Source organism: Bacillus sp. AFS018417, assembly GCF_002560985.1.
Lineage (GTDB): Bacteria > Bacillota > Bacilli > Bacillales > Bacillaceae_G > Bacillus_A > Bacillus_A rhizoplanae.
Window position 1 is genome coordinate 1 of sequence record NZ_NTTM01000058.1, and the last position, 20,302, is coordinate 20,302.

Here is a 20,302-nt window from a genome sequence, read left to right on the forward strand (position 1 = left end):
TTACCATTTTCACTTCGCTCTTTCCGCCCAAGTCGAATAACTTTTGCATTTCCTCTGTTAACGCCTCAACATTATGCTGCACTTGTTCTAATGTTTGAAGTTGTCTTTCTGTTTGACGTCCACTTGGATCACCGATTGTTCCCGTTGCTCCTCCAATTAAAATAACTGGATGATGCCCAGTTAACTGGAAACGTTTCATCATCATAAACGGAATTAAGTGTCCAATATGCATGCTGTCACCTGTTGGATCGACCCCACAGTACAAAGAGATTTTTTTCTCTTCTACTAATTCACGTAGCCCTTCTGCGTCCGTTTGTTGGTTAATAGCATTACGCCATTCTAATTCGTCAATGATGTTCATGCTTTTCTAGCTCCTTTAATTTTTAAGAATTTACTCTTTTAGTTTGTCTAAAAACAAAAGTCCCTATGTCTAAAAAATACATAAGGACCATTCTTAATCGTATTACCACCCAGATTGTACCATTACTATTGCTCTCAGCAATAGTATCGATAGCTACTGTGCTTCCTCAACGTATATCGTATACTGCATCTTAAACAGATGTCTCATCATTACTTTTCTTTTCCACATTGTAAATGATTTCAAGCTTTTCTTGAATTGCGCTTTCAATCTTACTAGCGTATTCATCGAATACATCTTTATCATGAGCGTACGGAGATAATGCACAAGCTCGTAGTATTGTTACTTTTCTTTCCTTATCCCATTCTCCTTCACTAAATCCAAGACTTTTCACATATGGAAGTGGGCTGTTTCCATAGTCAGGGATAGCAAAATCTGTATGAGAAGTGATAAATTCATTGTGATATATATTCCCTTTAACGTAAGAAGCTTCACCAAAGAAATCATGATTTAATTTGTTCATTTTTGCTAAATCTGTGTTTCCTTCTTCATTAAACACATAGTCAACCATATTAAAGTCAGGTTTTGTTAATGGATAAACTTTAATCGTTTTATCCCCAACTTTAAATTGTTTATCCTGTAAAAAATGATAAAAACGGTAAGCTCCTTCAATACTTGCACCAAGTAATTTTCCATAACCAGTCACGTTTAATGGTAATACTTTATGGGCTGTCCAAACTGAGGCTGCAGTTGCCCCCGCTTTAGAACCTTCAAGCATATATGCACCAAGTAATGCAGGAATATCGGCTCCTTTTTCAAACACATATGTTGCAAAGTAAGAAATGACATCACGCATTCTAATATCTTTTACTACAATCCCACCAGCTGAGTAAGGGATATATCCCATTTTATGTGGATCAATCGTAATCGTTTCAGCGTGCATCATTGCTTTGAAAGAATGGTAAATATCTTCAGTCAGCCATTTATTTTTCTCATTGAAAATACCATATTTTTCATACACTTCATCAATTTTGTTATAATCAATAAATTCATTGTTTTCATCTAAGAAAATAGATCGAGCATACCCACCATAAGCAGCATCTATATGAATGTAAAAATAAATACCCTCTTTTGCTAATTTTTCACGTAGCTCAACAATTTTATCAATACGATCTACTTGTCCCTCCTCTGTTGTACCAATAACGCCTACCACACCAAGAATAGGTATTTTTTCTGCAGCCAATTCTCGGATTTTTTCTTCGAGTTTGCCAATGTCCATTCGATAGTTATGATCAACATCAATTGCTTCCACATTATCTAGGCCAATACCAATAATATCCGCTGATTTTAGCCAAGAATAGTGTTTGGTTTGTGGAATCAACCATTTACCTAGCTCTCGTAGATGTTGACCACTACGCGCAGAATGTGCTTTTATGTCATCAATTTTTTCAGGAATTTTTTCCATAATATCTAATATCTCTTCTGTAGTCATGTTTAATAATTCCCAATCTGATTTATTTTCCACTAATTGAGGAGCTACGTCTTTAACCGCTAAAGGAAGAGATTTCATGTTTCTTGCATACCAAAGGCCTTCTAGATTAGCAATCGAACCATCCGCACAAATATGCCCCCAACTCTCACCTTTTTTATAGCTCATAAGAGCAGCAAATTCATGTCCTACTTCTTCTTCCATTTGAGAAGTGGCAGGGGAAGATTCATATGCCACGTTATTCCCATTCCATAACATTGCAGCTGTATACCCAATAATAGCTGGCATTAATGTTTCGGAATTCATATGTCCCCAAAACCGCCCCGCCGAATGCCATGGTAATGAATTGGTACGAAGTTTTGATGATAATAAATCCATTACACTACGGATATGATCTGCAGTTTCTTCAAAACTTTGTGAACTTTTATCTTGCGGAGTAATTACTGGTAAATCTTGTGGTTGGTAATTTTGACGCCAACCTACATGTTCATCTACCATTTTGATTAACAGCTCTTTAAATAAGTCGGCATTTTCACCTTTATCACCTAAGAATAGTGCTTTTAAATTAATATCCGGAATTTTATAGTTCATTTTTCATTTCCTCCAAATTATCTCACATATTTTCCTAAGCAACTTCGATACAAAATACGTTATTATTTTTAGGTTTTACCGCACAAAAATTCACACATAAATTAATATTTGTCATCAAAAACAGGGTATAAAACAGGGTATAAAACATTGTTAGTCAAATAAGCTAACTCAAATTTAAGGAATACGTACCAAATATTTATGGGCTCTTTAGCTTGATTTCTTTAAATCCCCCGGTGGGTCGTTATCTTTTTTCCACTCTGGTTTTTTAAATTTGTTGATGATAAGTGCTATACCAATCATTACTACTGTAGCGGCCACTTGATAAATAACATATCCAGTATATTGACTTGGCTTTAAAATAGATGGCGGAATAATACTTACAATAATTGTAAAAACAATACTTATCATTGAAAGAATAGAGACCGTCCACATTAATCCATTCCCTTTACTTCCTAATCTAAATGGTCTATCAAGATCTGCCATCTTATAGCGCAAACGAACGGCTGAAATAGCGATTAAAACATACACAACACAATATAAAATCGTTGTTGTAATTGTTATAATTAAGAAGGCACTGTTAACATCTGGAACTACTATATATAAGATAGATACTAACGAAATTACAATTGCTTGAATCATCACAAAAGTAATTGGAATATCTTTCTCTGTTCTCTTTTGGAAGAACTTCGGCAAATTCCCTTCCTCTGCCACTTTAATCATAGATTTACTTGGTCCAAGTACCCATGCACTTAGCTGCACTAATACACCAATTAAAATCATTAAAGAAATGATGTTAACAACGATAGATGGAATACCTAAATCGTTACAGAAAATCATATATGGCTGTGTAATATTGGCAAGCTCCAATTTACCTTTTGGTACCGCATTTGCAACTGTTAAACCAGCAATGATATTAAAAATTGCTAATAAAATAACAGAAGTGATAACAGCAATTGGATAGTTCCGTTTTGGATCGTCAATATTATTCGCATGTACAGATGAAATTTCTACTCCTGCAAAAATAAAGATAATTCCTGATAAATAAGTTAAACTTCCTAAGTCCTTAAAATTAGGAATAAGGTCACTCGGCTTAAAACCCCCTAAATAACTATTAGCTTGAATCCCGTTTTTAATCATATAAATGACACCTATAATAACAAGAATGACAAACGGAATGTACACACCAATAACAGCGCCCCAGTTACCCGCAACTTTTACCATATCAAACTTAAGGTTTAATAAAGTCACACTCCAGTATGAAATTAAGATTACGGCAAAAATAAAGTAGTTGTTTGAAGATAATGCTGGTTTATTAATAACGTAACCGAATAGAACACCAACAGTTGACGCAACCATTACCATCCCGAAAAACATTTGAACCCATAATAACCATGAGGTAACAAATCCCCATTTCTCACTTAAACCATTTTTCACCCAGACTTGAGGTCCGCCTTCCTCAGGGAAAGCCGTTGAAAGCTCAGCTGACATTAATGCAATAGGGAGAGCAAATGCAAACGCAGCTATCACCATATAGAAGATTTGGGTCCAACCAGTAATTGCAAGAGTCGGCACACTTCGTACCGTTCCAAAAAAAGCCATTGTAATACCAATCAACCCAAAAAGTGTTAATTTTTTTGTGTTAGCCATAAAAATTTCCTTCTTTCCCATATTCAATGTAATAATCTATAAAAGACATAGAATTCATCCTTTTTAAAATAGCCATATCACTTGATGGTTATGTAAGATAAGGATTTGGTGAATTTTAGTACAGAAAAAACGCTCGAGGATTTGCATAGAATTAAAATATGGAAATACAAAAAACTATTTAACCATTTTTAAGGGACGTTCTTATTTCAGAAAAATATTATTATATAGGCACACTCAAAAATCCGTTAAAGAAATAAATTTGAAAAGAGAGCTTTAAAATATTTTTTATTGTTTTCAGACTTGGCTGTTCATTCTTTAAATCATTACCATAGCTCGTAATCATCATTGTTATCAATGGACACTAAAAAAGATGGCCCCTGTACTATAACCGAGGCCATCTCTTAAGTATTTAGGTATTAAAAGACGTTTACTAAACTGTTCGTTTTAGTTTCTTGTTCTTTTTCGCTGTTTAGATAGTCTAAAAATTAAAGTCAAGTAGACTATAACTATGTACAGAGAATATTCATCATGCGATTTGCTTCACCTCTTCTTTTTTCTTTATTGTAGAAAAAACGAAGCATGTGGTAAAAAATATAAAAAGATATTTTTGCATAAGAAAAAATCATCTTTATCTCGATAAAACTTCAAAAAAGAAATCCTGCATGATACAAACATGCAGGATTTCACCATTTTAATCATTTTTTACAAAATAAGAAACGAAGCGTAAAATTTCTAGGTATAACCAAACTAATGTCATCATTAATCCTAATGCGCCGTACCACTCCATATACTTCGGAGCACCGCCGCGCGCACCGCCTTCAATGAAATCAAAGTCTAGCATTAAGTTTAACGCGGCAACAACAATCACAACTGCACTAACGATCATGCCAATTGTTCCACCTTGATGTAAGAATGGTACTGCCACGCCAAATAATTGTAGAACTAAAACGATTAAATACATAATCATAATCCCAAGCGTTGCTGCCATAACACCTGTACGGAACTTATCCGTTACTTTCACAGCACGCGTTGCATATAACACTAACATTGCTAGTAAAATAGAAATGGTTAGTAACACTGCATGTAAAATGATATAATCACCAAAACGTATTGTATACATAGCAGAAATACTTCCTAATACAATCCCTTCCACAGCTGCATAAATCGGTGCTGTAATTGGTGAAATACGCGGTACGAATGCCGAAGCAAGCGCTACAATCGCCGCTATAATTAAAGCACCAATTAATACTGGTGGTTGCATCTTATTTTCTATCATCTGCATGTATGCGTACACAGACGTTCCTAATAACAATATGAGCATAATAAACGTTTTACCAACTGTACCACCGATTGTCATCGCTGAAGTACTTACGCCCTCTTTCCGAAACGCCTCTTTCTTTAACATTGGATTAGATGTTCGCATGATTTCCCTCCTAAAATATTTTCTACCAATAGTGTAAATATTTTCCCTTTATTTTTCAACATATGCAGCTTGTTCTTATTTTAACCCTTCTACAATGTCAGATAGTTCACTCCAGCGCTCCATTGTTTGCTCTAATTCTTCTTCTGTTTGTTGCTGCTCTTCAGAAAGCTGCTGTGCTTTCGTATAATCAGCGCCAACTTTCTCTAATTCTGCTGCAATACTTTCAATTTTCGCTTCTAACTCTGCAATCTTATCTTCAATTGTTTCCCATTCACGCTGTTCATTATAGGAAAGTTTACGTTTCCTTTGCTGTTTTGGAGCCTCTTCTACTTTCTTTTCTTTCTGCACTTCTGCTTTTAACAGTGCTTCTTGTTCTTTTTTCTCATCTAAATAATCGCTATAACTACCAAAGAAGACCCGAACGTGACCGTTACCTTCAAAAACAAAAAGTTCTTCTGCGATTTTATCAAGGAAGTATCGATCGTGCGATACGGTAATCACAACACCAGGAAACTCTTCTAAATAATCTTCAAGCACTGTTAATGTTTGCGTATCTAAATCGTTTGTCGGCTCATCTAGAAGCAGAACGTTCGGCTCTCCCATTAAAATGCGCAGTAAATACAGTCTTCTTCTTTCACCGCCTGACAATTTATTAAGCGGTGTACCATGTGTGTGCGGCTCAAACAAGAAGCGCTCTAGCATTTGCGAAGCACCAATTGTTTTTCCATCTGTCGTATGAATGACTTCAGCTGCTTCTTTAATATATTCAATCATACGCTGATTTAAGTTCATATCTTCATTTTCTTGCGTATAGTATGCGATTTTTACTGTTTGTCCTACTTCAATCTCACCACTGTCTGGTGTGATTTTCCCAGCTAGCATATTTAATAGAGAAGATTTCCCGCTACCATTTGCACCGATAATACCGATACGATCCCCTGGTTTCACAATATATTGGAAATCATGAAGAACAGTTTTATTCCCGAATGTTTTTGTCACATCTTTTAATTCAAGTACTTTCTTTCCTAATCTACTACCGCCAAGTGCAATATCAACGTTTTGTTTTGCTGTTGGTCCTTCTTTCTTTTGCAGATCTTCAAAACGCTGAATACGTGCTTTTTGCTTCGTAGAACGAGCTTTTGCACCGCGGCGAATCCACGCAAGTTCACGGCGATATAAGTTTTGACGCTTTGCTTCCTGTGCAATTTCTTGTTCTTCTCGAAGTGCTTTCGCTTCTAAAAAGGCACCGTAATTTCCTTCATAGCTATATAACTTACCATTGTCTAATTCAAAAATACGGTTCGTTACACGATTTAAGAAATAACGATCATGCGTAACAAGTAAAACGGAACCTGTGTAACGTGATAAATATTCTTCTAGCCACTCTACTGTTTCATGATCCAGATGGTTCGTCGGCTCATCCAAAATTAATAAATCTGGTGTTTGAATAAAACATTGCGCCATCGCAACACGCTTTTTCTGTCCGCCTGATAAATTTCCTACTGCCGCAGAAAAATCAGTAATCCCAAGCTTTGTTAACAACGATTTTGCATTTGCATTTGCTTCCCAAGCATTCATTGCATCCATACGCTGCTGCACTGCAAATAATGCTTCCTGCGCTTTTTCATTTGTTGGATTTTTTTCTAAGTTTAATAATGTCTGCTCATACTCACGAAGAAGACGAATTAACGGTGTATCGCCATGGAACACTTGCTCAAGTACAGTTAAGTTTTCTTTAAAATCCGGTTGCTGTGATAAATAACTAATCGTATAACCACGCGTATGTGTCATTTCTCCCGTATCTGGAATTTCTACACCTGCAATAATTTTTAATAATGTTGATTTACCAGTTCCATTTACACCGATGATACCAGCACGCTGCCCTTCAGCAATACTAAAAGATAGACCATTAAATAACGGTTTCTCCCCATATGATTTGGATATATTTTCGACTGTTAACATTCTCATATTTGTGCATTCCACTCTTTCATAAATTGGTCAATAAATTGCTCCATATAGCGATGACGTTCTTCCGCCTCTTCTTTCGCTGCAGCTGTATTCATTAAATCTTTCAACTTTAACAGTTTTTCATAAAAATGATTTAACGATGGTTCATCACTTTTTCGATATTCTTCCTTCGTCATCACTTCACGCGGTGGAATTTTTGGATCATATATTAAACGTCCCTTTGCCCCTCCATAAGCAAATGTCCGGGCAATTCCAATTGCCCCAAGTGCATCAAGGCGATCAGCGTCTTGTACAATTTTTCCTTCTAACGTTGCCACCGTTCCACCGTGTCCACCTTTATAAGACATATTGGCAATAATATGAACAATATGATCTACATCCTCTTGTATAATCTCTAATTGTTCAAGCCAATCTGTTACTTTCCTCATACCAGCTTCTTCACTGTCATTTAACTTCTCATCTGCGACGTCGTGAAGCAAAGCTGCCATTTCAATAACAAAGCGCTGCCCGCCTTCCTTTTCAGATAATGCAATCGCTAATTTATGCACACGCTCAATATGGTACCAGTCATGTCCGCTTGCATCTTTTTCTAGTATGTCTTTTACAAATGTAATCGTTTTTTCAATTTGTTCTTGTTTTTTCATAATATCTTCACCCAATTTATTATTGTAACACGCCCTCTTTTTTTCATCACATATTTTCTCGTCCGCCCATACTATATGTTGTAACTAGTATCATGGAGGAGGAAAAAAAATGTTCTATAACCCGCAACAGCCCTATCCACAGCAACCATACTATCAATCTAACTATGAGCAACAACCACACCAACAGTATTATTATGATTCACGTGTCCCTCAGCCCAGCCCTACAACGCCAACAGAGCCAACACAACAACAAATCCAACAATATGTTTCACAATTTCAACACTTAAAACAACCTGTATTAAGCCTCGTAAAACCTTGGGTAGACTACGGTGTAAATGAAGCAAAACATACTTCCATAGCACACGCTATGACTGAAATTGCGGCGATCACGTACTTAATTGGCCGCGGTGTAAACCCGACAGTTGCTCATTATATCGTTGAATCTTGGGAAAAAAATGAACAGTTTTAAAACTATTCATTTTGTAAAACATACAAACGATGAAAGTGCCAAGTAACCTTGTTTTACAGGGATTTTGGTGCTTTTTGTTTTTCTATAATCTATTTTATCACAAAAATCTTTTTCACATTTTTTGCATCTTTTTTATATTGTTCATGAGCAAAATTTGATCCCAGAACCTTAAGAAAAAACCTTTATGCTAGACTTTTTCATGGTGATTCCTCCGCAAAAATATTTTATTTAATAAATGCTTTTATAGAACTGTTTTAATCCTTTTTATATTTCTGCGTAACATAGTACTAACAGATATAACAAAAACCCGATGCCTTTTTCAGGCACCGGGTTTTTTCATGATTCTTTATTCTTTCTTATCATCTTTAATCGCTGTTTTGATTGTTCCTGATTTCACTTTAGTCGCCGCATCTGAGAAACGTAACAAGTCACCTTGAATAATACTATCGGACATTTTCAATTCTGTCTGTGCCCGATTAATAAGTGCTTTTGCCTCTTGTTCTGGTACTTGAGCGACCTGACCAGTTAGACGATCGTAGAATGTGTTATTGTAATAAATATATTTGTCTGTAATAAAGCTTCCATCACGTTCTACAACGAACGGTTCTCGCTCTGGTGAAAATAAATCATGACCAAACTCAATATCATTAGAAGTATCAACTCCTAATAAGTGAAGAATCGTCGGTTTCACGTCTACTTCACCAGCAGGAGCAGTCATTGTTTTTCCTTCTGTTTGACCTGGAACATGAACAAATAATGGTGTACGTTGTAGCTGCATGTGATCATATGGAGTAATTTCATTTTTCCCTAAGTATTGTGCCATCGCACGATTATGGTTGTCTGAAATACCATAGTGATCACCGTAGAAAACGATAACTGAGTTGTCATATATTCCAGTGTCTTTTAAACGTTGAATAAATTCTTTTAAAGCTTCATCTTCATAGCGCGCTGTAACAAAATAGTTATCTAATGTTTCGTCGCCTGAATTAAATGGTTCAATCATTTTTATACTGTCATCATACGTAAATGGAAAATGGTTCGTTAATGTAAGAAAACGAGCATAGAACGGCTGATCAATCTTTTGTAACTTATCCACTGATTGATCAAAGAATTCTTTATCCTTCAATCCCCATCCTATTTTATTCTCTGGTGTAACGTTATAATCCAATTCATTGTAGAAACGATCATATCCTAAGGATGGATACATCACATTACGATTCCAGAACGAAGCATTATTCGCATGGAATACAGCTGTATAATAGCCTTGTTCATGTAAAATTTCTGGAGTTGCCATATACTCATTACTAGCATTCGTAAAGAATACTGAACCACGATCTAACGGATATAATGAGTTATCAATCATAAACTCTGCATCCGATGTTTTCCCTTGTCCTGTCTGATGATAAAAGTTTTCGAAATAATAACTTTCTTTTTTAAATTGATTTAAGAAAGGTGTAACTTCTTGCCCATTTACTTTAGAATCAATTAAAAAGGACTGCGTTGATTCTAAAGAAACAACAATAACGTTCTTTCCTTTTGCCATACCATACATATTTGGATCAGGTTTTGTTTCCACTGTTTTCATATAATTCTCTGCTTCTTGAATTTTACTTCCATCAGCAAATACTTTTTGTGAGCTTGTCTTTACTTGCAATGCAAAATCATACATTTGATGGAAATATATCCCAAGGTTTTTCACAATCATAACGCGGTCAAATGAACGAGTTAATAATTCAGGACGTTCTTTTTCTGCTAAACCAAGGTTTACCATAAAAATAGCAATACTGATTAAAAAGTATAGTGACTTCATAGAGCCAGAAATACGCTCTGTTTTTGCAAATTTAGGTTTCTTTTTAGCAAGGTAAAATAAAAAGATAATATCTGCAAACATTAATAAAAACTTAATGTCTAACAAAGCTTTTATACTAGATCCTAATCCGTCCATATTCGACGTTTGCGTTAACACTGGAAGTGTAACAAAATCATTATAAAAACCATAAAACATTACATTACCAATGAGGATAATGGTCATAATAATGTCGATAATGATAGCTATATAATTCCTTTTTGGTCCCTTCGCAAATAATGCAAGCCCAATTAACACCAAAGAAGATGCTAACGGACTAATAAAAAGAATAAATTCCTGCATAGCAGAATCTATCTTCAAATCAAAACTAAATCGCGTAACAATATATGTTTTTAACCATATCAAAATAACGGTTAACAAAATAAAGCGCATATTTTGAAATTGTTTGTTTAACGCTTCCTTCATCTCTCTCTCCCTTTCTGACTAGAACATTTGTTGAATGAACACATAGAATATCTCTTCATGTATTTATGGCTTTTTTCTCACCGAGACATTGTATCGAATACTTTTGTATTTCGTGTGAACTTTTTCTTTTTTTTTATTAAATTAATATACAAAAAAGAAGCTCTTCTATTAGAGCCTCTATTTTACCATAATTCCTTCAATTTTCCCTTCTAACTGTTAACATCCTTATGGAAAATCGCTATGAACATTTAAAACGAACGGTTTATCATTTAATTTATTCTTTGTTTCTTGCGCCTTCGGTGTTTCTGCATGTTAGTTTTTCTTTGCTTCTATTTTTTCCGTTGCTTTTTCGGCTTTATCTAAAGATTCTCCAATCTCCTTCTGCTTTTCTCTTACTTGATCAACACTATCTACCGCATTAATGGCTTTATCAATACCTTTCTCATCTATTTCCTTTCTCTTTTCATCTCTCGCTTTTTCTTTTTTCTCTATATCTTTTGCCTTCTGCAACATTTCTTCAGCATTTGATTTTACAGCTTTTTCAAGTGTAGCATCTTTTTTCATATATATTACTTGATTCGCATTTTCAATTGTTTGTTTATAATCTCCATCTTTTAATGCAGTGGCACCCTGTTCCATCCATTTTGCAACTTTCATATAAGTTTTTGTTTCAGCTGTAGACTTTTCTTGATTGGCTTTTTCAAACCACATAATTGCATCACTATACTTCTCATCTTTTAATACTTTCATGCCTGCTTCAACGTGTGCATCATAATTACTCGTACTGCAACCAGCTAACATCATAAATAAACATCCTATACTAAAAATAAATTTTCTCAAACTATTTCCCCCTACATCCTTATACTACTATATTATTTTCGAATGCTTCTATTATCAATGAAAATTCTTCTCTGTTATCTATGTTTTAAAAGGTAGCTAACAAAAAAAGAGGCTCTTCTATATCGGCCTCTTTTCTCTATATTTCCTTTTCAATCTCCATTTCTAGCTGTTCTGGTTTCGTCTTAGGTGCAAAACGCTTCACTACCTCGCCGTCACGCCCCACTAAAAATTTCGTAAAATTCCACTTTACCGCTTTCATCCCTAATAGCCCTGGCGCTTGCTCTGTTAAATAGTGAAATAACGGATGCGTGTTATTCCCTTTTACATCTATTTTTGCGAACATCGGAAACGTCACACCATAATTTAGTTCACAAAAACTCGTAATTTCATCTTCTGTTCCTGGCTCTTGACCTCCAAATTGATTGCATGGAAATCCGAGTATTTCAAAACCTTGTTCCTTATATTTTTCATACAAAGCTTGCAAGCCTTTATATTGTGGTGTAAAACCACATTTACTGGCAACATTCACAATTAATACTACTTTTCCTTCATAATCACGTAATGACTTTTCTTCTCCTGTTATTGTTTTTGCAGAAAAATCATAAATTGTCATGTCCTTTTCACTCCTATCATGTAACTCTTGCTTTCATCATAAGACGCTTTTTCTTTATTGTCTAATGTGAACGCTTTATTTTTGTTCAAAAATTTGTCACAACTAACTAGACATTTCGCTTGGAAAGTTTTACAATAAAAATGTGAACAAAATGTGACATTTTATCTTCTAAATTGTGACATTTTCAATTCCATTATTACAAGTAAGGATGGTGTTGATAATGAAAACTGCACAAGGTGAAAAGCTTTCTAATCGCGAATTTTATTTCGTACTATACATGATGATGTTATTTGTCTTAGGATGGTTTATGGATGTTAACGGTATTTTCTTAAGCAAATACTTTACACTAGCAGGAATGATTACTGTTCCAGCAATTGGTGGCCTTGTCGGATACTTTATTATGTCTCTCAGTAAACAACAAAATAACTAAACATATTACATAAAGGCAGAAAACGATGTTTCGTTTTCTGCCTATTCTTTTATAATAAAAGAATAGTAGATTACAAGGAGTGATAAGTTTGAAAAAAGTAGAGAAAATATCTTCACAGTTATATATCATCGACGATCACGACTTACAACATGAACAACGTACAGGTACATATGTCTTACTTGGTGATGAAATTACTATAATTGAAACGTGCGCCGCACCTTCTCTTCCTTATCTTTTAGATGGATTAAAACAATTAAATATACAGCTTGTTGATATTAAAAATATTATTGTCACACATGTTCATCTTGACCATGCTGGTGCTGCTGGCTTAATGATGGAGAAATGCCCCAACGCAACGTTATTCGTTCATTCTCGAGGCGCTCGTCACATGGTTGATCCGACTAAACTCATTCAAGGTGCAAAAGCTGTTTACGGAGATTCATTTGATAAACTTTTTCACCCCATTTTGCCTATTCCAGAAGAACGCGTTCACATCGTACAAGATGGTGAAACACTGCAAATCGCAGAAAATCGAACGCTTACATTCTATGATACACCTGGCCATGCAAAGCATCATATTAGCATTCATGATTCCTTAACAAATGGTATATTTACAGGTGATACGATTGGTATTTATTACCGTCAATTGGCTGAACCTGGTGTTGAACTTTATTTACCAACAACATCTCCTACGCAGTTTCAACCTGAAGCTATGTTAGCTTCAAAAGATCTCATTCGAAATATGAATGTTGATTACATTTATTTCGGTCATTATGGCGCCTCTTCCCATGTTTCTGAAATCTGCACTCAGCTAGAACATTGGCTCCATATATTTGTTGAAGCCGGCAAGCAAATATTTGAAAAAGAACAAGACTTTGAAAAAGCAAGCCATCAACTGTCCAATCTCTTGCTGGAAAAAGTGTCATCGCACCTTACAAAAAAAGGCGTCCCAGCAACACATTCTATTTATGATCTGTTGAAACTTGATATGGAAATTAGTGCGATGGGAATTATTGATTATTTTACAAAGTTGGAACAAACAAAGAAAACTATAAAGTGAAACTTCCATCAGTGGGGGTTTTCTTCATCCCCCACTGATGGTTAGTTGAACCAATTGGGCTTTTACGGGCAGTTATTCCCCACCTACCTTCTTCGCTTTTCTCTCAATCTTGAGATGGGAGTCTTACTGCCCGTGAATAGCGGGATAAAGTAAACATCTCATCAATGTTTTTTATTCCCACTGACCTGATCGTTACAACCTGTTTGACTCTTTCAAATTTTACTACCTTGAAGGAACAGTCTTACTGCTCACAAGAAAATATTTGTCGCTATAACACAAAAGAGTCCGTTTCTTAACATGGACTCTTTTTCTATAGGAAATTTATTAATAGCACCTGTTTCATAATGCTTCCTTATAATTCTTGATAATTATTATATAATTTTCCAATTTATAATGGCCGTTTAAAATAAACTATAGAATCTATTGTAGGAGGACATATCATGAAAGCCATTGTTGTAACTGCATTTGGGAGTCCTGAAGTAATGGAGTATACAGACATACCTATACCGTCTATCAACGCCAAGCAAGTTTTAATTCGCGTTGTTGCAGCGAGTGTTAATTTTGCTGACATTAAATCTCGATATGGAAAAAAAGAGACAGGAAATCTTCCTTTTGTACCTGGTATAGATGCTGCTGGAATTGTGGAACAAGTTGGTTCTAACGTAACAAATATTAAAGTGGGACAGCGCGTTATTGCTTTTCCACTTAACGGGTCTTATGCTGAATATGTTGCAGCAGATGAAGAGCTTACTTTTGTATTACCAGATGAAATTGATTTTGAAACTGCTGCAGCCTGTCCGATTGTTTCCTTTACAAGCTATAAACTTCTAGCAGATGTTGCAAGATTACAACAAGGCGAAACAGTTCTTATTCATGCAGCTGCAGGAGGAATTGGCACGACTGCCATTCAACTTGCTAAAATTTTTGGTGCTGGAAAAGTCATTGGAACAGTTGGAAATGAAGCGAAAAAGAAAATTGCCTTAGAAGCCGGGGCAGATCATGTTATTTGTTATAAGGAAGAAGATTTTGTACATAAAGTAAACGAACTCACAAATGGAGAAGGTGCAGACGTTATATTAGATTCTATTTCTGGTACTGTATCCGAGAGAAGCTTACAATGTCTTGCGTTCTATGGGCGCCTTGTCCATTTTGGAAATGCAAGCGATGATATCGGAGCATTTCAAACAAAAGATTTACATACAAGCTGCCGATCTATTCTCGGATTTAGCTTTGGAACAACTCGAAAAAAACATCCCCATTTACTTCAGCATACTGCCAAGCAAGTATTTCGCTATTTAAGTAACGGTAACTTACAAATAAAAGTAGGAAAACATTTTTCTCTTCAAGATGCAGGAAAAGCACATGAATGGGTTGAAAGTAGACAAAGTACAGGAAAGATTATATTAGATGTTCGGCTAACACCATACAATCTTCGTTAGAGGTGTTTTATATGGGCTCAAGAATTATGCATGTAATTCTTGCGAATTGTATTGCAGAGAAATTGGCTATTCAGGACAAAACTTCCTTCCTCCTCGGAGGAGTTGCTGCAGATGCAGTTCATTCAAAAAACGAAAAAGAAATATCACACTTTTATACAGGTACAGTAAAGAACTACACAAGAAGGATTGATTATGAAGCATTTCTTCATAAATATAAAGCTTATAAAAATTCCCCTTTCATATTAGGGTACTATACACATCTCATTGCTGATGAAATGTGGCTACAAGGATTTTATCTTCCATGGCTCAAAAATCGAATAGATTACGATCCAAATCTCCTTTCTCTGTATCATCGCGACTTTAAGCTTTTAAACGGAAAATTGCTACATTATTATGATAGAGATCAGAACTTATTTCATATTTTGAATAAGAAATCGAATTTGGTGGATATAGAAGAAGTACTAGAGGAAAACATCTATTCTTTTAAAGCATTAGTTTTTGACGATATGCTATATTCACAGCAAGACTTATCTACAAACCTACAAGTATTTACACTGAATCAAATCATTGGATATATAGAAACTTCTATTCAGAAAGGTGTGTTCTCCTTAGAAAAGCTAACCACTAATCAGTCTACGCCTAAATGATAATAAAAAAGACGCGACTACGTAATATTCGTAGCCACGTCTTTTTTATTTATCTAGGCTTCTTCTTCCCATTAAATGCAGGTTTCTTTTTCTTTGGAGCTTTCGGTTTCGATTCAACAAACGATCCTTTAAACATTTCTTGTTTATTGAACTGAATACCTAACTTCTTCGCAAATTGAAGTAACTTCTTCTCTTCTTGCGGTGTTACAAGGGAAACGACTGTCCCTTCTTTACCCATACGTCCTGTACGTCCTGAACGATGAATATATTGATCAAGCGTATCTGGTAATTCTAAATGAATAACATGTGTTAAATCATCAATATCTAATCCTCGTGCTGCAATATCTGTCGCTAATAAAATTTCCACTTTTCCTTGACGGAATGCGCGCATCGTTGCTTCACGTTCTTGTTTATTTGCTTCTGCATGAAGAGCTGCTGCTTTCATCTTACGGAATTTCAATTTTTCAGCAATTTCATCTAACCGAAATGGATCATTTAAGAAGGCAACTGCTTTTACATCACCAGTATGCATAATTTTACGGATAAAATCATTTTTTTCACGACGTTCACAAACGATATACGTATGCTCAACAAGACTCTTCGTTTCCGTACGTTTTACGCGAATCAATTGCGGTTCAACTGCAAAATCACGTGCTACTTCTTCTGCATCTTTTGTCATTGTTGCAGAGAAGAATACGACTTGACGATCACGCATTGTCGATTTAATTACATCGGACACAGCATCTATCATCTTTTGTTTTACGATTTGATCAAACTCATCAAATACAATTGTTTTCACTTCATGCATTTTCAATTTCTTCATGCGGATTAGTTCTAAAATACGTCCAGGTGATCCAACGATCACTCGCGGATGTTTCTTTAATTTCTCTACTTGACGCTTAATATCCGCACCACCTATTAAAGAAGCACCTGAAATTTCAGTACCTGCGGTAAACTTTTGCACTTCTTCATGAATTTGCATTACAAGTTCACGCGTCGGTGCTAAAATTACTACTTGAGGTTGTTTCACTTCAGGATTAATTTTATGTAAAAGTGGCAATAAATACGCTAATGTTTTACCTGTCCCAGTTGGAGATTCAGCAATAACATCTTGTCCTTCTAGAATAGTTGGAACAGCTTGCTTTTGGATTTCAGTAAACTCTTTAAAACCAGCCTTCTCCCAAGCTTGTTGCAAAAATGGTTGCATATCTTTTATCATTTCTTTTTCTCCTTTATCTCTTTTTTTGAAGAAATTGTTGTATTATTCGCATCGTTTCTATCATATGAGAAATAACAGCTATTAAATCATCAACATGGTCTTCTGTAATCGCTTTTTGAAATAAAATTTCTACCTTATTATGATATGAAATCGCTTGCTTATTATATTCGTATGAAATTTTCTGCGTAATCATTCGTTCTTTTCCCCATATGGATTGTAGCAACGCTTCAATTTCTTGACAATCTTTTTCTGGATGCTTCAAAGAAAATGCAAAGAAAAGCTTCATTTCACAGCCAGGCACAAAATACGGTACCTCTAATATCTCACCTGATAAATTTTCTGCATTAACTGATAATAAAAATGTTGCTTCTACTAGTGACTCTATATATTCTTTCAGTTGAAACGAAATGGTATATGTACGACTAAACGACGCTAGATCCATTATATCTTTTCGGTCAGTTACAATGATGTCACCATGCAAATCAAAATCATATACAGCTCCTTCAACAATAACTTTTAAATTTTCAAAAGCAGTTGGATCAAACATATATTCCTCCAAAAAACAAGCGCCTTTCCATCGAAAGGCGCCACGTGATGTACGTATAGTTTACCGATAAAAGAGAAGAAATACAACCTTTTAGAATAAACCTACTGCTTTTCCATCTTCATTTACGTCCATTTGAAGAGCAGCTGGTTTCTTTGGAAGTCCTGGCATTGTTAGCATTGTTCCTGTTAACGCTACGATAAATCCAGCACCAATAGATGGTTTTAACTCACGAATTGTTACAACAAAATCAGATGGACGTCCTAATTTTGTCGCATCGTCAGAAAGAGAGTACTGTGTTTTTGCCATACAAATTGGCAAGTTGCCCCATCCTTCTCCCGCAAATTGCGTTAATTGCTTGCGAGCTTTTGGTGCAAATTCAATATCTTTTGCGCCGTATACTTTTTGAGCAATTGTACGAATTTTTTCTTCTAATGGAAGTTCTAAATCATATAAAGGTGCGTATTTGTTTTCACCTTTTTCAATTACTTTTAATACCTTCTCTGCTAGGTCAACACCGCCTTGGCCACCTTTTTCCCATACTTCTGTTAATGATACTTCGTAACCGCGCTCACCGCACCAATTTTGTAAGTACTCTACTTCAGCAACTGTATCTGTAATAAATTTGTTGATTGCAATAACAAACGGAACACCAAATTCTTGAATGGTTTCAACGTGTTTTTGTAAGTTTTCCATACCTTTTGCTAACGCATCAACATTTTCTTCTTTTAACTCGTCTTTCGCTACGCCGCCATGCATTTTAAGGGCACGAATTGTCGCAACAATGACAACTGCTTCTGGTTTAATACCTGCTGCACGCGCTTTAATGTCTAAAAATTTTTCAGCACCTAAATCTGCACCAAAACCAGATTCCGTAATCACATAATCACCAAGTTTAGCTGCCATTGTCGTTGCGATTACACTGTTACAACCGTGTGCGATGTTGGCAAATGGTCCACCATGAATAATTGCTGGTGTATTTTCTAACGTTTGTACTAAGTTTGGCTTTAATGCATCTTTTAATAAAAGTGTTAATGCACCTTCTACACCTAAATCTTTTACTGTTACAGGCTCATTATCCATATTGTAGGCTACAACAATACGAGCTAAACGTACTTTTAAGTCTTGTACATCTGTCGCTAGACAGAATACAGCCATAATTTCAGATGCAACTGTAATATCAAAACCATCTTCACGCGGTACACCTTGTACTGGTCCACCTAGACCAATTACAACATTGCGAAGCGCACGGTCATTTAAATCTACACAGCGCTTCCATACAATTTTACGTGTATCGATGCGAAGGTCATTTCCTTGTTGAATATGATTATCGATAAATGCTGCAAGTGCATTATTTGCAGTTGTAATCGCATGAATATCCCCTGTAAAGTGAAGGTTAATGTCTTCCATTGGTACGACTTGCGAGTAACCACCGCCCGCTGCACCACCTTTTAATCCCATAGTTGGTCCAAGAGATGGTTCACGAAGCGCAATAACTGCTTTTTTACCAATTTTATTGAAAGCTTGCCCTAAACCAACTGTTACAGTTGATTTCCCTTCCCCTGCTGGAGTAGGGTTAATCGCTGTAACTAAAACAATTTTTCCATCTTCTTTTCCTTGTAAGCGCTTAAAAATATCAAGAGATAACTTCCCTTTATAATGACCGTACGGCTCTAATTCTTCTTCTAAAATGTTTAATTCTGATGCAATCTCTTGGATTCTCTTCATGCTTGCTTCTTGTGCAATTTCAATATCAGATTTTACTGTAGTAGTTGCTGTCATATTCCCTAGTCCCCCTTTAATTGTTTCTGAAAATATTGTATCAGTTTTTTGTATTTTCTGCACTTATAATCCTCCTATAAGTTACTTCTTTTGAAGCATAAATACCCACATAAATGTTAAAGCTTGCTGCAATTCAAGCGGAAGTTGTCCAATCATCTTTTCGTTTACACCACGCTTATATACGCCCATTCCATCTATCAAATTGAATCCTTGTTCCTGTGCAAGCTTTTGAAATTCCCACGGCATCATCGTATTACAAATGACATCTTTTCCATATAGACGTGGATAGCTATTTTCACGTGGTTTTGCTGTTGGTCCTAAAATGGCAATACATGCAAAACCTTCTGGTGCTAATACTCGCTTTATTTCTTGCAGGGCTTGAAGTGGCGCTTCCGTCCATTCTAATGAATTTACTGCTAAAACTGATGCAAACTCCTCATCTTGAAACGGTAATGAAGTAAGATCTCCTACTATAAACGATAAATTAGGACTCTCACCGCGCTCTTTTCCTTTTTCAATCATTTGCTCTGATAAATCAATACCACATGCTTTGTAACCTGCTTTATTTAATTTGTATGTTCCATATCCATCTCCGCACCCTACATCAAGAACAGTTGCCCCGTTTCGTATATATTTTTGGAAAAATGGAATAATTGCACTACGGCTGCCACTATCCCACCTTTCTTGACTATTTTGATTCCAAAAATCAGCATTATTATCCCATTTCTGCTGCGCTGCTTCATGCCAATTAAATTTTGTCATTATTGTCCCACCTTTACATTTTTCATCTATCTAAAAGTCATTCTACATCATTTTACATTATTCCTGTTTATTCTTAAGGAGAGATGGATAACATAGCAACGGGCA

General features: G+C 35.6%; 17 protein-coding genes and 1 pseudogene. 5 read left to right on the forward strand and 13 right to left on the reverse strand.

The window, feature by feature from the left end; all coding sequences use genetic code 11:
- The 6 genes from tyrS to CN326_RS20475 all read right to left on the reverse strand — a co-directional run.
- Window positions 1-361 (reverse strand): tyrosine--tRNA ligase (gene tyrS / locus CN326_RS20450; protein WP_098310817.1); only part of this gene is annotated, 361 nt, incomplete at its 3' end.
- Between the two features lie 190 nt (window positions 362-551).
- Window positions 552-2,438, reverse strand: a complete 1,887-nt coding sequence (tdc, locus tag CN326_RS20455; protein ID WP_098310818.1) for a tyrosine decarboxylase — start codon at window positions 2,436-2,438, stop codon at window positions 552-554.
- A gap of 207 nt (window positions 2,439-2,645) precedes the next feature.
- On the reverse strand, window positions 2,646-4,085 hold the full coding sequence (tyrP, locus tag CN326_RS20460; protein WP_098310819.1) for a tyrosine-tyramine antiporter: 1,440 nt from the start codon (window positions 4,083-4,085) through the stop codon (window positions 2,646-2,648).
- A 691-nt stretch (window positions 4,086-4,776) separates the two neighbouring features.
- A complete protein-coding gene (locus CN326_RS20465) occupies window positions 4,777-5,508 on the reverse strand; it encodes a Bax inhibitor-1/YccA family protein (RefSeq protein ID WP_098310820.1) in 732 nt (243 codons plus the stop codon).
- Window positions 5,509-5,583: 75 nt separating this feature from the next.
- Complete coding sequence (locus CN326_RS20470; protein WP_098310821.1) at window positions 5,584-7,476, reverse strand: ABC-F family ATP-binding cassette domain-containing protein; 1,893 nt, start codon at window positions 7,474-7,476, stop codon at window positions 5,584-5,586.
- Window positions 7,473-8,120: an HD domain-containing protein gene (locus tag CN326_RS20475; RefSeq protein ID WP_098310863.1), complete on the reverse strand. Its 648-nt coding sequence runs from the start codon at window positions 8,118-8,120 to the stop codon at window positions 7,473-7,475. Before CN326_RS20475 ends, CN326_RS20470 begins: the two co-directional genes overlap by 4 nt.
- A 124-nt stretch (window positions 8,121-8,244) precedes the next feature.
- Here CN326_RS20475 and CN326_RS20480 point away from each other — a divergent pair.
- A pseudogene (locus CN326_RS20480) lies at window positions 8,245-8,589 on the forward strand (hypothetical protein); the annotation flags it as partial.
- A gap of 346 nt (window positions 8,590-8,935) precedes the next feature.
- Here the strand turns inward: CN326_RS20480 and CN326_RS20485 are convergent.
- The 3 genes from CN326_RS20485 to CN326_RS20495 all read right to left on the reverse strand — a co-directional run bounded on the left by CN326_RS20485 (window position 8,936) and on the right by CN326_RS20495 (window position 12,314).
- The gene (locus tag CN326_RS20485; RefSeq protein WP_098310823.1) at window positions 8,936-10,861 is read right to left on the reverse strand and encodes an LTA synthase family protein; all 1,926 of its coding nucleotides are present in this window, start codon (window positions 10,859-10,861) and stop codon (window positions 8,936-8,938) included.
- 312 nt (window positions 10,862-11,173) lie between these two features.
- Window positions 11,174-11,665: a hypothetical protein gene (locus tag CN326_RS20490; protein WP_098310864.1), complete on the reverse strand. Its 492-nt coding sequence runs from the start codon at window positions 11,663-11,665 to the stop codon at window positions 11,174-11,176.
- A 172-nt stretch (window positions 11,666-11,837) separates the two neighbouring features.
- A complete protein-coding gene (locus tag CN326_RS20495; protein ID WP_098310824.1) occupies window positions 11,838-12,314 on the reverse strand; it encodes a glutathione peroxidase in 477 nt (158 codons plus the stop codon).
- A 208-nt stretch (window positions 12,315-12,522) separates the two neighbouring features.
- Here CN326_RS20495 and CN326_RS20500 point away from each other — a divergent pair, with 208 nt between their 5' ends.
- The 4 genes from CN326_RS20500 to CN326_RS20520 all read left to right on the forward strand — a co-directional run bounded on the left by CN326_RS20500 (window position 12,523) and on the right by CN326_RS20520 (window position 15,890).
- Complete coding sequence (locus tag CN326_RS20500) at window positions 12,523-12,744, forward strand: DUF3925 family protein (protein WP_176524718.1); 222 nt, start codon at window positions 12,523-12,525, stop codon at window positions 12,742-12,744.
- 88 nt (window positions 12,745-12,832) lie between these two features.
- Window positions 12,833-13,804, forward strand: a complete 972-nt coding sequence (locus CN326_RS20505; RefSeq protein ID WP_098310826.1) for an MBL fold metallo-hydrolase — start codon at window positions 12,833-12,835, stop codon at window positions 13,802-13,804.
- A gap of 440 nt (window positions 13,805-14,244) precedes the next feature.
- Window positions 14,245-15,243, forward strand: coding sequence for a quinone oxidoreductase family protein (locus CN326_RS20515; protein WP_098310827.1), 999 nt, complete (start codon window positions 14,245-14,247; stop codon window positions 15,241-15,243).
- Between the two features lie 11 nt (window positions 15,244-15,254).
- Window positions 15,255-15,890 carry a hydrolase gene (locus tag CN326_RS20520; RefSeq protein WP_098310828.1) on the forward strand — a complete coding sequence of 212 codons (636 nt, stop codon included), beginning with the start codon at window positions 15,255-15,257 and terminating at the stop codon, window positions 15,888-15,890.
- A gap of 49 nt (window positions 15,891-15,939) precedes the next feature.
- On the opposite strand, the gene CN326_RS20525 is transcribed toward CN326_RS20520, so the two are convergent.
- The 4 genes from CN326_RS20525 to CN326_RS20540 all read right to left on the reverse strand — a co-directional run bounded on the left by CN326_RS20525 (window position 15,940) and on the right by CN326_RS20540 (window position 20,197).
- Window positions 15,940-17,109 carry a DEAD/DEAH box helicase gene (locus tag CN326_RS20525; protein WP_098310829.1) on the reverse strand — a complete coding sequence of 390 codons (1,170 nt, stop codon included), beginning with the start codon at window positions 17,107-17,109 and terminating at the stop codon, window positions 15,940-15,942.
- Window positions 17,110-17,122: 13 nt separating this feature from the next.
- A complete protein-coding gene (locus CN326_RS20530) occupies window positions 17,123-17,656 on the reverse strand; it encodes a hypothetical protein (RefSeq protein WP_141525094.1) in 534 nt (177 codons plus the stop codon).
- Between the two features lie 90 nt (window positions 17,657-17,746).
- Window positions 17,747-19,435 (reverse strand): formate--tetrahydrofolate ligase, encoded by a 1,689-nt coding sequence (locus tag CN326_RS20535; RefSeq protein WP_098310865.1) that lies wholly within the window; start codon window positions 19,433-19,435, stop codon window positions 17,747-17,749.
- An 81-nt stretch (window positions 19,436-19,516) separates the two neighbouring features.
- The gene (locus CN326_RS20540; RefSeq protein WP_098310831.1) at window positions 19,517-20,197 is read right to left on the reverse strand and encodes a class I SAM-dependent methyltransferase; all 681 of its coding nucleotides are present in this window, start codon (window positions 20,195-20,197) and stop codon (window positions 19,517-19,519) included.
- Window positions 20,198-20,302 lie beyond the last annotated feature (105 nt).

Coding starts and splice junctions, on each gene's coding strand:
- CN326_RS20485 (WP_098310823.1), bottom strand. CDS start 10,861: ATGAAGGAAGCGTTAAACAAACAATTTCAAAATATGCGCTTTATTTTG.
- CN326_RS20500 (WP_176524718.1), top strand. CDS start 12,523: ATGGTGTTGATAATGAAAACTGCACAAGGTGAAAAGCTTTCTAATCGC.
- CN326_RS20525 (WP_098310829.1), bottom strand. CDS start 17,109: ATGATAAAAGATATGCAACCATTTTTGCAACAAGCTTGGGAGAAGGCT.
- CN326_RS20535 (WP_098310865.1), bottom strand. CDS start 19,435: ATGACAGCAACTACTACAGTAAAATCTGATATTGAAATTGCACAAGAA.
- CN326_RS20490 (WP_098310864.1), bottom strand. CDS start 11,665: ATGATGTTAGCTGGTTGCAGTACGAGTAATTATGATGCACACGTTGAA.
- CN326_RS20520 (WP_098310828.1), top strand. CDS start 15,255: ATGGGCTCAAGAATTATGCATGTAATTCTTGCGAATTGTATTGCAGAG.
- CN326_RS20530 (WP_141525094.1), bottom strand. CDS start 17,656: ATGTTTGATCCAACTGCTTTTGAAAATTTAAAAGTTATTGTTGAAGGA.
- CN326_RS20495 (WP_098310824.1), bottom strand. CDS start 12,314: ATGACAATTTATGATTTTTCTGCAAAAACAATAACAGGAGAAGAAAAG.
- CN326_RS20465 (WP_098310820.1), bottom strand. CDS start 5,508: ATGCGAACATCTAATCCAATGTTAAAGAAAGAGGCGTTTCGGAAAGAG.
- tdc (WP_098310818.1), bottom strand. CDS start 2,438: ATGAACTATAAAATTCCGGATATTAATTTAAAAGCACTATTCTTAGGT.
- CN326_RS20470 (WP_098310821.1), bottom strand. CDS start 7,476: ATGAGAATGTTAACAGTCGAAAATATATCCAAATCATATGGGGAGAAA.
- tyrP (WP_098310819.1), bottom strand. CDS start 4,085: ATGGCTAACACAAAAAAATTAACACTTTTTGGGTTGATTGGTATTACA.
- CN326_RS20475 (WP_098310863.1), bottom strand. CDS start 8,120: ATGAAAAAACAAGAACAAATTGAAAAAACGATTACATTTGTAAAAGAC.
- CN326_RS20540 (WP_098310831.1), bottom strand. CDS start 20,197: ATGACAAAATTTAATTGGCATGAAGCAGCGCAGCAGAAATGGGATAAT.
- CN326_RS20515 (WP_098310827.1), top strand. CDS start 14,245: ATGAAAGCCATTGTTGTAACTGCATTTGGGAGTCCTGAAGTAATGGAG.